Below are 13872 nucleotides of genomic sequence, written 5' to 3' on the forward strand. Positions count from 1 at the left end.
TCCGTCAACCCACCCATGCTAAGTCTCCCCCCGGTGCTCCGTCTGTGCCTTCCGGCACCCTGCGACGCACGGCACACCGGAGAGACACCCCCCGGGGCCAGGTCCGGATGGCGGAAAACCGGCGGATACCCTGGAGGAGTGACGTTCCCGGTAGTCGGCATGGTCGGCGGCGGTCAGCTCGCCCGCATGACCCACGAGGCGGGTATCCCCCTCGGCATCAGATTCAAGCTCCTCAGTGACACACCACAGGACTCGGCGGCCCAGGTCGTGAGCGATGTCGTCATCGGCGACTATCGCGACCTGGAGACGTTGCGCGCCTTCGCGCGCGGCTGTGACGTGATCACCTTCGACCACGAGCATGTACCCACCGAGCACCTGCGGGCCCTGGAAGCGGACGGCATCCCCGTCCGCCCGGGGCCCGACGCGTTGGTACACGCCCAGGACAAGGGGGTGATGCGCGCCAAGCTCGACGAGATCGGCGCGCCCAGCCCCCGCCACCGGATCGTGAGCGATCCGGACGACGTGGTCGCCTTCGCGGACGAGGTCGGCGGGTTCCCCGTCATCCTCAAGACCGTGCGCGGCGGCTACGACGGCAAGGGGGTGTGGTTCGTCCGCACCCCGCAGGACGCCGGGGCCCCGTTCAAGGCGGGTGTCCCGGTGCTCGCCGAGGAGAAGGTGGACTTCGTCCGCGAACTCGCGGCGAACATCGTCCGCTCCCCGCACGGGCAGGCCGTCGCCTATCCCGTCGTCGAGTCCGTCCAGGTGGACGGGGTCTGCGACACGGTGATCGCGCCCGCCCCGAACCTCTCCGAGGAGCTGGCCGGCGAGGCCCAGGCCCTCGCCCTGCGCATCGCGCAGGAACTCGGCGTGACCGGCCACCTGGCCGTCGAACTGTTCGAGACCCCCGACGGCCGGATCCTGGTCAACGAGCTGGCGATGCGTCCGCACAACAGCGGCCACTGGACCCAGGACGGGGCCGTGACCTCCCAGTTCGCCAACCACGTGCGCGCGGTCCTGGACCTCCCGCTGGGCGACCCGCGCCCCCGCGCCCCGTGGACCGTCATGGCGAACGTGCTGGGCGGTGACTACCCCGACATGTACGCGGCCTACCTGCACTGCATGGCCCACGACCCCCAGCTGAAGATCCACATGTACGGCAAGGACGTGAAACACGGCCGCAAGGTCGGCCACGTCAACACCTACGGCGACGACCTGGACGATGTGCTCGAACGCGCACGCCACGCAGCCGGCTACCTCAGGGGAACGATCACCGAATGAGCACCACCTCCACAGGCCCCGTCATCGGCATCGTCATGGGCTCCGACTCGGACTGGCCCGTCATGGAGGCGGCCGCCCAGGCCCTGGACGAGTTCGAGATCCCCTACGAGGTCGACGTCGTGTCCGCCCACCGGATGCCGCGCGAGATGATCGAGTACGGGGAGCGCGCCGCCGGCCGCGGCCTGAAGGCGGTCATCGCGGGCGCGGGCGGGGCCGCCCACCTGCCCGGCATGCTCGCCTCGGTGACGCCGCTGCCGGTCATCGGCGTGCCCGTGCCGCTGAAGTACCTCGACGGCATGGACTCCCTGCTGTCGATCGTGCAGATGCCGGCCGGGGTCCCCGTCGCCACCGTCTCGGTGGCCGGGGCGCGCAACGCCGGCCTGCTGGCCGTCCGGATGCTGGCCGCCCACGACCCCGAGCTGCTGGCCCGGATGCGTGACTTCCAGCAGGAGCTGAACGACCAGGCCACCGAGAAGGGCAAGCGGCTGCGCACCAAGGTCGCGAACGCGGAGTCCTTCGGGTTCGGCAAGTGAGCGCGGCGCAGCGTCTGGCGGAGGCGCGCGAGCTGCTGGCCGAGCACCCCGTCGTGGACGGTCACAACGACCTGCCCTGGGCGCTGCGCCAGCAGGTCCGCTACGACCTGGAGCGGCGGGACATCGCGGGCGACCAGTCCGCACACCTGCACACCGACATCCCCCGGCTGCGCGCCGGGGGTGTCGGGGCGCAGTTCTGGTCCGTGTACGTGCGCTCGGACTACGCCGGCGACGAGGCGGTCAGCGCCACCCTGGAGCAGATCGACGCCGTCGGGCAGCTGATCGACCGCTACCCGGGCGACCTCGTGCGGGCGCTGACGGCGGACGACATGGAGGAGGCCCGGGCCGCCGGCCGGATCGCCTCGCTCATGGGCGCCGAGGGCGGCCACTCCATCAACAACTCGCTCGCCACGCTGCGCGCCCTGCACCGGCTGGGCGTGCGGTACATGACGCTCACGCACAACGACACCATCGACTGGGCGGACTCGGCGACCGACGAGCCCCGGCACGGCGGGCTGACCGGCTTCGGCCGCGAGGTCGTCCGCGAGATGAACCGCGTCGGCATGCTGGTGGACCTCTCGCACGTCGCCGCGACGACGATGCGGGACGCGATCGAGGTGTCGGCCGCCCCGGTGGTCTTCTCGCACTCCTCCGCGCGGGCGGTCTGCGACCATCCGCGCAACATCCCCGACGACGTGCTGGCGCTGCTGCCGGACAACGGCGGCGTGGCGATGGCGACCTTCGTTCCGAAGTTCATCCTCCCGGCGGCCGTCGAGTGGACCCTGGCCGCGGACGAGAACCTGCGGTCCCACGGCTTCCACCACCTCGACACCACCCCCGAGGCGATGGCACTGCACCGGGCGTTCGAGGAGGCGCGCCCCCGGCCGGTGGCCACCGCCGCCACGGTCGCCGACCACCTGGACCACATGCGGGAGGTGGCCGGGGTCGACCACATCGGCATCGGCGGGGACTACGACGGCACGGCCTTCACGCCGTCCGGCCTGGACGACGTCGCGGGCTACCCGAACCTGGTCGCGGAACTCCTGGCACGCGGCTGGTCCCGGGCCGACCTGGCCAAGCTCACCTGGTCCAACGCGGTCCGGGCGCTGCGCGACGCGGAAGCGGTGGCCCGCGAGCTGTCGGCCTCCCGGGGCCCGTCGAACGCGGTGATCTAGGAAGGGTCCGCCCCGGCGGGCGTGGTGACCGGGAGTGACCCGTGGGTCACCCGATCGCCGCACCCGCCGGGCGTCCGCGCCGTCGCGCGTGGCACGGTGGCTGCACCTCCCTGCTGCCGCCGAGACCGGAGCGAACGCCATGGCCGACCTGCAGGATGAACCCACCTCCGTGGGCATCGGGGCCGAGCCCCTCCCGGCCCCCGCCGGACCCGAGACGAAGGCGAGCGCCCTCGACAGGGCCGCCGCGCTGCTGTCCGTCCACCCCGTCGCCGACGGGTGCAACACCCTGGTCTGGACCCTGCGCCAGAGCCCGTACCACGACATCGAAACCCCCGACGCGGGCGTCGACACCGACATCCCGCGCCTGCGGGCGGGCGGGGTGGGGGCACAGTTCTGGTCCCTGCTGGTGCCGCCGCAGGGCCGGGCGGGCGAGGACGGGGCCGGCGACCGGGCGGTCTCCGACGCCCTGGAGCAGATCGACGCGGCGCTGACCCTGGTCCGCCGCTACCCCGACAGCCTGCGCCTGGCGCTCTGCGCCGACGACATGGCCGACGCCCGCAACCGCGGCCGGATCGCCTCGTTCCTCGGCCCCGTGCCGGGCGGCGCGCTGGCCGGTTCCCTGGGCGCGCTGCGGGCCTTCCACGCACTGGGCGTACGGATCCTCGCGCCCGCGGGAGCGCCGTGGGCACAGGAGACGCTGACGGCCTTCGGCCACGAGGTGGTGCAGGAGGTGAACCGGCTGGCGGTCCTGCTGGACCTCGCGGGCTGCGAACCGGCGGTCGCCCGCCGGCTCGCGGGGGCCTCCAAGGCCCCGGTGATCATCTCGAACACGGCGGCCGCAGCGCTGAACCCGTACCCGGGGAACGTGCCCGACGAGGTGCTCCTCGCGGTGCGCGAGGCGAACGGCCTCGTGATGGTCAGCTTCGACAGCGCGCGCACCGGGGACTCCCTGCACGCGGTGGCGGACCACCTGGACCACGTACGGGCGGTCGCGGGCCCGGAGGGCGTCGGCCTCGGCGCGGCCTTCGGCGCCGAGCCGCCGGTCCTGCGCCCGACCGGCCTGAACGACCCCTCGGGCTATCCGCGGCTGATCGCGGAACTGCTGGAACGCGGCTGGCCCGAAACCGACCTCGCCCTCCTGACCTGGGGCAACGCCCAGCGCGTGATCCGCGACGTGGAATTCACCGCCCGCCGCAGGTCCGGCCCCGCCGGCGTCTGAGGCGCGGGGTCCGGGGTGGAGCCCCGGTTCGTTCGAACCCCCCGAGCAACCCCGCAGGGGTCAGGCGCGGGGCCGCCCCATGGCCCGGTACGTCCAGCCGGCGGCCCGCCACCGCACCGGGTCCAGCGCGTTGCGGCCGTCCAGCACCAGCCGGTCGGTCACGACGGAGGCGAGCTCGGCCGGATCGAGGTCGCGGAACTCGCGCCACTCGGTGAGGTGCAGGACCACCTCCGCGCCGCGGGCCGCCGCCAGCGCGGAGTCCGCGTACCCGAGGGTCGGGAAGACCTCACGGGCGTTGGCCATGCCCTTGGGGTCGTAGACGGTGACCTGGCCGCCCTGCAGGTGGATCTGACCGGCCACGTTGAGCGCGGGGGAGTCGCGGACGTCGTCCGAGTCCGGCTTGAAGGTGGCGCCGAGCACGGCGACCCGCTTGCCGAGGAAGGACCCGCCCACGGCCTCGCGGGCCAGCTCGACCATGTGACCGCGCCGCCGCATGTTGATGGAGTCGACCTCGCGCAGGAACGTCAGCGCCTGGTCCGCGCCCAGTTCGCCCGCGCGCGCCATGAAGGCCCGGATGTCCTTGGGCAGGCAGCCGCCGCCGAAGCCGATCCCGGCCCGCAGGAACTTCGCGCCGATCCGCTCGTCGTAGCCGATGGCCTCGGCCAGCTTGACCACGTCACCGCCGGCGGCCTCGCAGACCTCCGCCATCGCGTTGATGAAGGAGATCTTGGTGGCGAGGAAGGAGTTGGCGGCGGTCTTGACCAGCTCGGAGGTCGGAAAGTCCGTGACGACCAGGGGCGATCCTTCGGACATGGGGGTCTCGTACACCTCGCGCAGCAGCTTCTCGCCGCGCTCGCCCTGGACGCCGATCACGATCCGGTCGGGGTGCAGGGTGTCCTGCACGGCGAAGCCCTCCCGCAGGAACTCCGGGTTCCAGGCCAGCTCCACGTCCCGGCCCGCCGGGGCCAGCTCCGCCAGCTTCTCCGCCAGCCGCTGCGCCGAGCCCACCGGCACCGTGGACTTGCCGACGACCAGCACCGGCCGCGTCAGGTGCGGGGCCAGCGAGGCCATCGCGGCGTCGACGTAGGACATGTCGCACGCGTACTCGCCGTGCTTCTGCGGGGTGTTCACACAGACGAAGTGGACGTCGCCGAAGGCGCCGACCTCCTCGTAGGAGGTGGTGAACCGCAGCCGGCCGGTCGAGCCCGGCAGGCCGGCCACGTGCTTGGCCAGCAGCTCCTCCAGCCCCGGCTCGTACATCGGCACCCGGCCCGCGGCCAGCATCTCGATCTTCTCCGGCACCACGTCCAGACCGAGCACCTCAAAGCCCAGCTCCGCCATCGCCGCGGCGTGGGTCGCGCCGAGGTAACCGGTGCCGATCACAGTGATCCTGAGGGGGGCCATGGGTGCTCCAGAGGTGCGGGGCCGTTTGCGGCCACTGAGCATAGTCGGGCCCACCGGCGGGGACGGTCCCCAGGAGCGCCCCGGCAGCACCGCCCCTGTCACCAAGCTCACGTGGCCCGTCCATATCGCCATCCGTGACCGGGACACTAAGCTTGGGTTACTTAACGGTAGTTAGCATCACGTATCGCGTGTCATCACTGGGGAGTGAGAGATCTTGGCGGGTTCTGCCGACTTCGACCTGTACCGCCCGGCCGAGGAGCACGACATGCTCCGCGAGTCGGTCCGCTCGCTCGCCGAGGCGAAGATCCTGCCGTTCGCAGCCGCCGTCGACGAGGAGTCCCGCTTCCCGCAGGAGGCCCTCGACGCGCTGGTCGCCAACGACCTGCACGCCGTCCACGTGCCCGAGACCTACGGCGGTGCCGGCGCGGACGCCCTCGCCACCGTGATCGTGATCGAGGAGGTGGCCCGCGTCTGCGCCTCCTCCTCCCTGATCCCGGCCGTGAACAAGCTCGGCTCCCTCCCGGTGATCCTCTCCGGCTCGGAGGAGCTCAAGGCCAAGTACCTCGGCCCGCTCGCCAAGGGCGACGCGATGTTCTCCTACGCGCTCTCCGAGCCGGACGCGGGCTCCGACGCCGCCGGCATGAAGACCCGCGCGGTGCGCGACGGGGACTTCTGGGTGCTCAACGGCGTCAAGCGCTGGATCACCAACGCGGGCGTCTCCGAGTACTACACGGTCATGGCCGTCACCGACCCGGAGAAGCGCTCCAAGGGCATCAGCGCCTTCGTCGTCGAGAAGGGTGACGAGGGCGTGTCCTTCGGCGCCCCGGAGAAGAAGCTCGGCATCAAGGGCTCCCCGACCCGCGAGGTCTACCTCGACAACGTGCGGATCCCCGCCGACCGCATGATCGGCGCCGAGGGCACCGGCTTCGCCACCGCGATGAAGACCCTCGACCACACCCGCATCACGATCGCCGCCCAGGCGCTCGGCATCGCCCAGGGCGCCCTGGACTACGCCAAGGGCTACGTCCAGGAGCGCAAGCAGTTCGGCAAGCCGATCGGCGACTTCCAGGGCGTGCAGTTCATGCTCGCGGACATGGCCATGAAGATCGAGGCCGCCCGCCAGCTGACCTACTCGGCCGCGGCCAAGTCCGAGCGCGTCGACGGCGACCTGACCTTCTTCGGTGCCGCGGCCAAGTGCTTCGCCTCCGACGTGGCCATGGAGGTCACCACGGACGCCGTCCAGCTCCTCGGTGGCTACGGCTACACCCGTGACTACCCGGTGGAGCGCATGATGCGCGACGCCAAGATCACGCAGATCTACGAGGGCACGAACCAGGTCCAGCGGATCGTCATGGCCCGCAACCTGCCGTAGCCGCTCGGCGCAGCCGCGACGCGCACACCAGGACGACCTCCGGCGGTGGCCGGGGGTCGTCCGGCCGGGGGGCGTCCGGATACCACTAGGCTGTGCGCCGATCAGTGGTCGGCGCGTGGCCCCGGTGCCCGTTGCCTGGTGCTTCGGGGCGGGGAAAGTGTCCGTGGAACGCGAGATATCGGGGCTGCTCCGGCAGATCGCCCGCCGGGACGTCGTCGAGATCGGCCCCGGCTCCGCCGTGGGACGCATGGCGGCCCTGGTCCACGTGGCGGAGCACTACGGCTTCGAGTACGGGCGGTCGATCCGGACCGGGCACAAGAAGACGCTCGTCCTGACCCGGATGTACCGCGACCCGAGCCCCCGGGCCCGGGCCCGCGAGGCCGCCACCGTCGCCGCGTACCCGGCGGCCGGCAACGGCGGCGCGGTGCCCGGAATGCGGACGGGGTCGTTGAAACCCCTGCCCGGGGCGGGGGACGCGGTCGCCCGGGCCAAGGACCGGATCATGTTCGACGTCCTGACCTCCCACGCCGCGGACACGCCCCGCAAGGTGCTCGGCTACGTCATGTGCGCGGTCCTGGCGCTCGTCCTGCTCGTCTCCGGGAAGCCGCTCGTCGCGCTCGCCGGCGGCGGGGTCCTCGCGGCGTTCCTGACCGGCGCCTTCAAGCTCGGTGAGATCCGCCGACGGCAGATCACCGCCCGGCTCACCGCCGCCGGGTTCGTCCCGGTGCGGGACGATTCGGGACGGCCGGGCTTCCTGCGGCCCGGACAGCAACTGCCGGGCCACACCAATCCGTTCGCCGACTGACAGCGCGAACACCCATTCATTTCATGACAGACCGGGCAGTGCGCCCGTACGGTGCGCACGCCGGTCGACCCGTCCGGCACCGGCCCAGGGGCGCCTGCGGATGGGCTAAATTTGGACCTTCGTACGCCGTAATCGGTTGGGGAGAACGCAATGACGGAAGCGATCCTGCTGGTCGGCGGACAGGGGACGCGCCTGCGTCCCGTGACGGTGAACACGCCCAAGCCCATGGTCCCCACGGCGGGCGTGCCGTTCCTCGCCCACCAGATAGCCAGGGCCGCCGCCGCCGGTGTGACGCACATCGTCATGGCCACCTGCTACCTCGCCGAGGTCTTCGAGCCCTACTTCGGTGACGGTTCCGACTTCGGCATCAGCCTGGAGTACGTGGTCGAGGACGAGCCCCTCGGCACCGGCGGGGCCATCCGCAACGCCGGGCAGCGCCTGACCGGCGGCCCCGACTCCTCCGTCCTCGTCTTCAACGGCGACATCCTCACCGGCCTGGACATCGCCGGCCTCGTCGACGCCCACGAGGCGGCCGACGCCGACGTGTCCCTGCACCTGGTGCGGGTCGACGACCCGCGCGCCTTCGGCCTGGTGCCGACCGACCCCGACGGCCGGGTGCTCGCCTTCACCGAGAAGCCGCAGACGCCCGAAGAGATCATCACCGACCAGATCAACGCCGGCTGCTACGTCTTCCGGCGCAGCGTCATCGACTCCATCCCGGCAGGCCGCCCCGTCTCCGTGGAACGCGAGACCTTCCCGGGCCTGCTCGCCTCCGGCGCCAAGCTCCACGGGGTCACCGAGAACACCTACTGGATGGACCTCGGCAAGCCCCAGTCCATCATCCAGGCCTCCGCCGACCTCGTCCGCGGGGTCGTCCCCTCCCCGGCCGTACCCGGCCGCCGCGGCGAGTCCCTCGTCCTGCCCGGCGCGCAGGTCGCCGCCGGAGCCAAGCTGTCGGGCGGCACCGTCGTGGGCGCCGGGGCGCGCATCGGGGCCGGGGCGGTGGTCCAGGGCTCCATCGTGCTCGACGACGCCGTCATCGGCGCCGACGCCCAGGTCAACGCCAGCCTCATCGGCGCCCGCGCCGCCGTGGGCGCGCGGACCGTGCTGGACGGCACCGTCGTCGGCGACGGCGCCACGGTGGGCGCCGACAACGAACTGCGGTCCGGCGCCCGCGTGTGGTGCGAGGCGGAACTGCCCGCCGCCGCCATCCGGTTCTCCCCGGACGCCTGAGCCCGGACACCTGAGCCCGGACGCCTGAGCCCGGTCCGGGGAGCGCGTACGGCCGGGGCCCGGAGGCCCCGGCCCCGCCTCAGTTGCCGCGGACGGTGACCTTCTCGTCGTTCTGGATCTGCTTCACCAGCTGCTGCACCTTCGCCTTGTCCCAGACGAGGTTGCCGCCGCGCTGCCCGGAGATCGGCATGTTCATCGACACGCCGTCACCCCCGTTGACGCCCTTCATCGCGAAGAACATCCGGCCCATGTCGTACAGGCCCATGTCCTTGTCCACGACGAGGGTGTCCAGGCCGGCGCCCAGCATCGGGTAGAGCGCGAACGGGTTGAGGATCGTCGACGGGGTCGCGGCCTGGTTGGCCAGCGCCGACAGGAACTTCTGCTGGTTCTTCGTCCGCTGCAGGTCCGACTCGGCGAAGGCGTACCGGGTCCGTACGAAGGCGAGCGACTGCTCGCCGTTCAGCGTCTGCTTGCCCGCCTTGAAGTCGGCGCCGGACTTCTCGTCCTTGAAGCCCTCCTCGATGTCGAGCTCGACACCCCCCAGCGCGTCCACGATGTTCGCGAAGCCGGCGAAGCCGATCTCCGCGTAGTGGTCGATGCGCAGGCCCGTGTTGTGCTCGACGGTGCGCACCAGCAGCTCGGGGCCGTCCTCCGCGTACGCGGCGTTGAGCTTGACCCGCCGGCCCTGCGCGGGGAACTTCTTGCCGGACTGCGAGCCGACGAAGGAGGGGATCTCCACGTCGGAGTCGCGCGGCAGCGAGATCATGGTGTTCCCGCTGGAGCACTTCGCCAGGATCATCATCGAGTCGGTCCGCTTGCCCTCGGCCGAACCCGTGTGGAGCTTCTTCTTCTCCTCGTCCGACATGCCCTCGCGGCTGTCCGAGCCCACGATCAGGTAGGTCGTGCAGTCGCCCTCCTTCGGCCGTTCGATGACCTTGGAGAGGTCCACCTCGCGGCGCACCTTGGAGTCGGCCCAGAAGTAGGTGGAGACGGACGTCACCAGCAGGGCGGAGACCAGCACGATCGAGCCGATCTTGATGCGCCTGCGCCAGTCCGGGGCGGGGCCGGGCGCCCGCCCGGGGCCGCCGGGGCCCGACGGCCCGCCGGGACCCTGCGGCCGGCCCGGGGCACCGCCCGAGGGCGCGCCGTACACCTGGCCGGTGTTGTAGCCGCTGTCGTAACCGCCGTACGTGTCGTGGCCGCCCGCCTGCTGCGGGGGGACGCCGGGCGTGGGCACGGGCCCCGCCGGGCGCTGCGGTCGCGGCGGCTGCCCGGGCTGCGGGGGCCGCGGCGGCTGCTGGGGCTGCCGCTGGATGTGCCGCATCCGCTGCACACCTTCGGGCTGCGGACGCGCGCTGCCGCGTCCGTAGGCGTCGTCACGACCTTCTGGCCAGTCATTCATGCGCCCAAGAATGCCTGCCGGGGCGGCGCCTGCGACAGCCCGGGGGAGGTTCCGTACCTGTGCTGTTGCAGAGCTGATGCCTGCGCGGTCCAACTAAGGTGTGCGTATGACACAGATACCGGGCGAGCTGCCCGGGAAGCCGACCGCCGCCTCCCGGACGACCCTCAGCCACATCATGACCGCCAACGACACCAACCTCCTGGGCACGGTGCACGGTGGCGTCATCATGAAGCTGGTCGACGACGCCGCCGGCGCCGTGGCGGGCCGTCACTCCGGCGGCCCGGCGGTCACCGCCTCCATGGACGAGATGGCCTTCCTCGCACCCGTGCGCGTGGGTGACCTCGTTCACGTCAAGGCGCAGTGCAACTGGACGGGCCGCTCCTCCATGGAGATCGGCGTACGCGTCCTCGCCGAGCGGTGGAACGAGTCCACCCCCGCCACCCAGGTCGGCAGCGCCTACCTCGTCTTCGCGGCCGTGGACGCCGACGGCAAGCCCCGCCAGGTCCCGCCGGTGCTCCCCGAGACCGAGCAGGACGAGCGGCGCTACCAGGAGGCCCAGATCCGCCGCACCCACCGGCTCGCCCGCCGCCAGGCCATCATGGCCCTGCGCGAGGAGCGCGCCGCGCAGGGCTTCGACGACTGACGCGGCCCGGCGCGGGACCGCCGTACGGCGCGTCAGGGCCCGCACGGGCCCTCGCCTCCTCTTCAGCTCCCGCAGACCACCTGGTCGCCGCTGACGACGCCGAAGGTGCCCTGGTACGGGTCCTCCGCGCGCACCGGCACCACCTTGCGGTAGTCGGCGCCCGCGATCACCGTGACCGTCCGGCCCTGGCCCGCGACCGCGCGCAGCTCGCTGCCGGGCAGCGCGGTCGCCACCGACCGCGCCGAGCGGTCCCAGCGCGGGTCGTAGGTGATCACCGTGCGCTTGACGTCACGGCTGGCTCCGTTGCCCGGGGCCCGCGTGGTGTCGAAGCCGGTGGCGCGCAGCGCGCTGTCGACGCGTCCGCCCAGTCCGTCGATCCGCGTCCCGTTCTCCACCTGGACCCGCACCTGCGGCGGCGGCACGTCCACCGGCACCGCCACGGGCCGGCCGGCGGCCTTCCCCGGCCGGGCGGGGGCCAGCGGCCGGTCCTCGCGCAGCGCCTCGAAGAGCTTGGCCGCCTTCGGCTCGTCCCACTTCACGGTGGACCCGATGCCCTTCACCCGGAAGGAGGGGCTCCCGATGGGCACCGAGGCGAACTCGGAGGAGGAGGGCGTGAAGTCCCGCATCGCCTGCCCGAGCGCCAGCATCTGCTCCGAACCGAAGCCCTTGTCGGCACGGACCGAACCCAGCAGGGTGGAACTGAGTTCCTTGAACTTGACGGGGTTGAGCAGCACGCCGCCCCCGGTCGCCTGTTTGATCAGCGCGGCGACGAACCGCTGCTGGCGCTGCATCCGGCCGAGGTCGGAGGCGCCGTCGACGTGGCGCGAGCGTACGTACTGCAGGGCCTGGCCGCCGGTCAGCCGGTGGGTGCCGGGCAGCAGGTCGAGGCCGGTGTTGGGGTCGCGCATGGTCTTGGCGGTGCAGATCTCCACCCCGCCCATGGCGTCGACCGTCTTCATGAAGCTGGTGAAGTCGACCTCCAGGTAGTGGTCGATCTTCACGCGGGTCATGTTCTCGACGGTCCGCACGGTGAGGTTGGGCCCGCCCTCCGCGTACGCCGCGTTCAGCCGTACCGGGTGGCCCTTGTGCGCCTTGCCGGTGACCTGGTCGCGGTGCGCGGGCACCTCGGCGTAGCTGTCGCGGGGCAGGCTGACGACGCTCGCCCGCTCCTTGTCCGCGGACAGGTGCACCAGCATGATCGTGTCCGTGCAGTGGCAGGGCGCCCCGCCCAGGCGGTACTCGCGCTTCTCGTCGGGGCTGATCCTGTCCCGGCCGTCGGTGCCCACGAGCAGGAAGTTGAGGCCGTGGCCCGCCTGGGGGCGGTTCTTCATGTCCTTGAAGGGGTCCACCCGCTCGATCCCGGTGTCCAGACCGGTCATCACGGCGTGCCCGACGGCCCCGGAGCCCAGTACCGCCACCGACAGCCCGGCCGCCAGCCGCACCCCCCACCGGGGCCGGCCCTCGCGGCGCCGGGCCCGCCCGCCCCCACCACCGCGCCGTGCGCGCGGCGGCTCGGGCGGCCGGGCGGGACGGATGGGTCGGTGCGGCTGGGGCACGGCTGACACCTCCGCGGGGCAGCAGGGATACCGGTCACGGCCGGGCCGGGTCGGGAGCACTCAGCCCGCTGATTCGACAGAACAGTAGGCCCATACGATCAGCAGCTGTCCGTACCGATCACTCGGCGCGCACCCGGTTCCCCCGTACGCGGTAACGTGACACCGATACCCGACCTTGAAGGACCACATGCCCGCCCAGCAGCCCGCAGTCTCGGTGATCATGCCGGTGCTCAATGAGGAGCACTACCTCCGCGAGTCCGTCCGCCACATCCTGGAACAGGAGTATGCGGGCGAGATGGAGGTGGTGATCGCACTCGGGCCGTCCACGGACCGCACCGACGAGATCGCCGCCGAACTCGTCGCCGAGGATCCCCGAGTCCACACCGTCCCGAATCCCACCGGCCGGACCCCGGCGGCGCTCAACGCCGCCATCAAGGCCTCGCGTCACCCGATCGTGGTACGCGTCGACGGCCACGGCATGCTCTCCCCGGACTACATCGCCACCGCCGTCCGCCTCCTGGAGGAGACCGGTGCGCAGAACGTCGGCGGGATCATGCACGCCGAAGGCGAGAACGCCTGGGAAGAGGCCGTCGCCGCCGCGATGACCTCGAAGATCGGCGTCGGCAACGCCCCGTTCCACACCGGCGGCCAGGCAGGGCCGGCCGAGACCGTCTACCTCGGCGTCTTCCGCCGCGAGGCGCTGGAGCAGCAGGGCGGCTACAACGAGGAGTTCATCCGCGCCCAGGACTGGGAGCTGAACTTCCGCATCCGCGAAGCCGGCGGCCTGATCTGGTTCTCGCCCGAGCTGCGCGTCCAGTACCGCCCGCGACGCTCCGCCAAGGCCCTCGCCAAGCAGTACAAGGACTACGGCCGGTGGCGGCACGTGGTGGCCCGCTACCACTCGGGCTCCATCAACATGCGCTACCTGGCGCCGCCGACCCTCGTCTGCGCGCTCGCCGCGGGCGTGGTCGTGGGCGTGACCGTCAGCCCGCTGGGCTTCGCCGTCCCGGCGGGCTACCTCGCCGCGATCGCCGTGGGCTCCGTGCCCGCGGGCAAGGGGCTGCCGCTCAAGGCCCGGGCGCAGATCCCCGTCGCCCTGGCGACCATGCACCTGTCCTGGGGCTTCGGCTTCCTGACCAGCCCGCGCGCCCTGGCGGACAAGCTCATCGCGAGCCGCCGCCCGGCCGTGCTGCCCGGCGTCCCGCAGGCCTGAGACGCAGGCGAAGGGGCCCGGCGCGGGAGCTGCGGTCGT

General features: G+C 72.2%; 12 protein-coding genes. 9 read left to right on the top strand and 3 right to left on the bottom strand.

The genetic code is table 11. The features are described 5' to 3' along the window. Positions 1–15: 15 nt before the first annotated feature. The 4 genes from AC2RP6_RS24215 to AC2RP6_RS24230 all read left to right on the top strand — a co-directional run bounded on the left by AC2RP6_RS24215 (position 16) and on the right by AC2RP6_RS24230 (position 4205). Complete coding sequence (locus AC2RP6_RS24215; protein ID WP_486448101.1) at positions 16–1278, top strand: 5-(carboxyamino)imidazole ribonucleotide synthase; 1263 nt, start codon at positions 16–18, stop codon at positions 1276–1278. Then, positions 1275–1811: a 5-(carboxyamino)imidazole ribonucleotide mutase gene (purE, locus tag AC2RP6_RS24220; RefSeq protein ID WP_486448102.1), complete on the top strand. Its 537-nt coding sequence runs from the start codon at positions 1275–1277 to the stop codon at positions 1809–1811. The genes AC2RP6_RS24215 and purE overlap by 4 nt, the downstream gene beginning before the upstream one ends. Further along, positions 1808–2986 (top strand): dipeptidase, encoded by a 1179-nt coding sequence (locus tag AC2RP6_RS24225; protein WP_486448103.1) that lies wholly within the window; start codon positions 1808–1810, stop codon positions 2984–2986. Before purE ends, AC2RP6_RS24225 begins: the two co-directional genes overlap by 4 nt. A 139-nt stretch (positions 2987–3125) precedes the next feature. Beyond that, entirely contained in the window at positions 3126–4205 is a 1080-nt protein-coding gene (locus tag AC2RP6_RS24230) for a membrane dipeptidase (RefSeq protein ID WP_486448104.1), read from the top strand. A gap of 60 nt (positions 4206–4265) precedes the next feature. Here the strand turns inward: AC2RP6_RS24230 and AC2RP6_RS24235 are convergent, their stop codons facing one another. Continuing rightward, positions 4266–5609: a UDP-glucose dehydrogenase family protein gene (locus tag AC2RP6_RS24235; protein ID WP_486448105.1), complete on the bottom strand. Its 1344-nt coding sequence runs from the start codon at positions 5607–5609 to the stop codon at positions 4266–4268. A gap of 214 nt (positions 5610–5823) precedes the next feature. On the opposite strand from AC2RP6_RS24235, the gene AC2RP6_RS24240 reads away from it, so the two are divergent. From AC2RP6_RS24240 to manB, 3 genes are all read left to right on the top strand, one after another. Beyond that, the gene (locus AC2RP6_RS24240; RefSeq protein WP_030659849.1) at positions 5824–6981 is read left to right on the top strand and encodes an acyl-CoA dehydrogenase family protein; all 1158 of its coding nucleotides are present in this window, start codon (positions 5824–5826) and stop codon (positions 6979–6981) included. A 163-nt stretch (positions 6982–7144) separates the two neighbouring features. Continuing rightward, a complete protein-coding gene (locus AC2RP6_RS24245) occupies positions 7145–7786 on the top strand; it encodes a hypothetical protein (protein WP_486448106.1) in 642 nt (213 codons plus the stop codon). A gap of 150 nt (positions 7787–7936) precedes the next feature. Next, positions 7937–9019 (top strand): mannose-1-phosphate guanylyltransferase, encoded by a 1083-nt coding sequence (gene manB, locus AC2RP6_RS24250; protein ID WP_486448107.1) that lies wholly within the window; start codon positions 7937–7939, stop codon positions 9017–9019. A gap of 79 nt (positions 9020–9098) precedes the next feature. Here manB and AC2RP6_RS24255 read toward each other — a convergent pair whose 3' ends face one another. Then, complete coding sequence (locus tag AC2RP6_RS24255) at positions 9099–10421, bottom strand: LCP family protein (protein WP_486448108.1); 1323 nt, start codon at positions 10419–10421, stop codon at positions 9099–9101. Positions 10422–10527: 106 nt separating this feature from the next. Between AC2RP6_RS24255 and AC2RP6_RS24260 the strand changes: the two genes are divergently transcribed. Then, positions 10528–11064 carry an acyl-CoA thioesterase gene (locus AC2RP6_RS24260; RefSeq protein WP_030659854.1) on the top strand — a complete coding sequence of 179 codons (537 nt, stop codon included), beginning with the start codon at positions 10528–10530 and terminating at the stop codon, positions 11062–11064. Positions 11065–11126: 62 nt separating this feature from the next. Here AC2RP6_RS24260 and AC2RP6_RS24265 read toward each other — a convergent pair whose 3' ends face one another. Then, a complete protein-coding gene (locus AC2RP6_RS24265) occupies positions 11127–12620 on the bottom strand; it encodes an LCP family protein (protein WP_486448109.1) in 1494 nt (497 codons plus the stop codon). Between the two features lie 187 nt (positions 12621–12807). On the opposite strand from AC2RP6_RS24265, the gene AC2RP6_RS24270 reads away from it, so the two are divergent. After that, on the top strand, positions 12808–13833 hold the full coding sequence (locus tag AC2RP6_RS24270) for a glycosyltransferase family 2 protein (protein WP_486448110.1): 1026 nt from the start codon (positions 12808–12810) through the stop codon (positions 13831–13833). The last annotated feature ends 39 nt before the right edge of the window (positions 13834–13872 follow it).

The sequence above is a fragment of the Streptomyces sp. WAC03905 genome (assembly GCF_057371075.1).

Coding starts and splice junctions, on each gene's coding strand:
- purE (WP_486448102.1), top strand. CDS start 1,275: ATGAGCACCACCTCCACAGGCCCCGTCATCGGCATCGTCATGGGCTCC.
- AC2RP6_RS24255 (WP_486448108.1), bottom strand. CDS start 10,421: ATGAATGACTGGCCAGAAGGTCGTGACGACGCCTACGGACGCGGCAGC.
- manB (WP_486448107.1), top strand. CDS start 7,937: ATGACGGAAGCGATCCTGCTGGTCGGCGGACAGGGGACGCGCCTGCGT.
- AC2RP6_RS24270 (WP_486448110.1), top strand. CDS start 12,808: ATGCCCGCCCAGCAGCCCGCAGTCTCGGTGATCATGCCGGTGCTCAAT.
- AC2RP6_RS24230 (WP_486448104.1), top strand. CDS start 3,126: ATGGCCGACCTGCAGGATGAACCCACCTCCGTGGGCATCGGGGCCGAG.
- AC2RP6_RS24260 (WP_030659854.1), top strand. CDS start 10,528: ATGACACAGATACCGGGCGAGCTGCCCGGGAAGCCGACCGCCGCCTCC.
- AC2RP6_RS24235 (WP_486448105.1), bottom strand. CDS start 5,609: ATGGCCCCCCTCAGGATCACTGTGATCGGCACCGGTTACCTCGGCGCG.
- AC2RP6_RS24215 (WP_486448101.1), top strand. CDS start 16: ATGCTAAGTCTCCCCCCGGTGCTCCGTCTGTGCCTTCCGGCACCCTGC.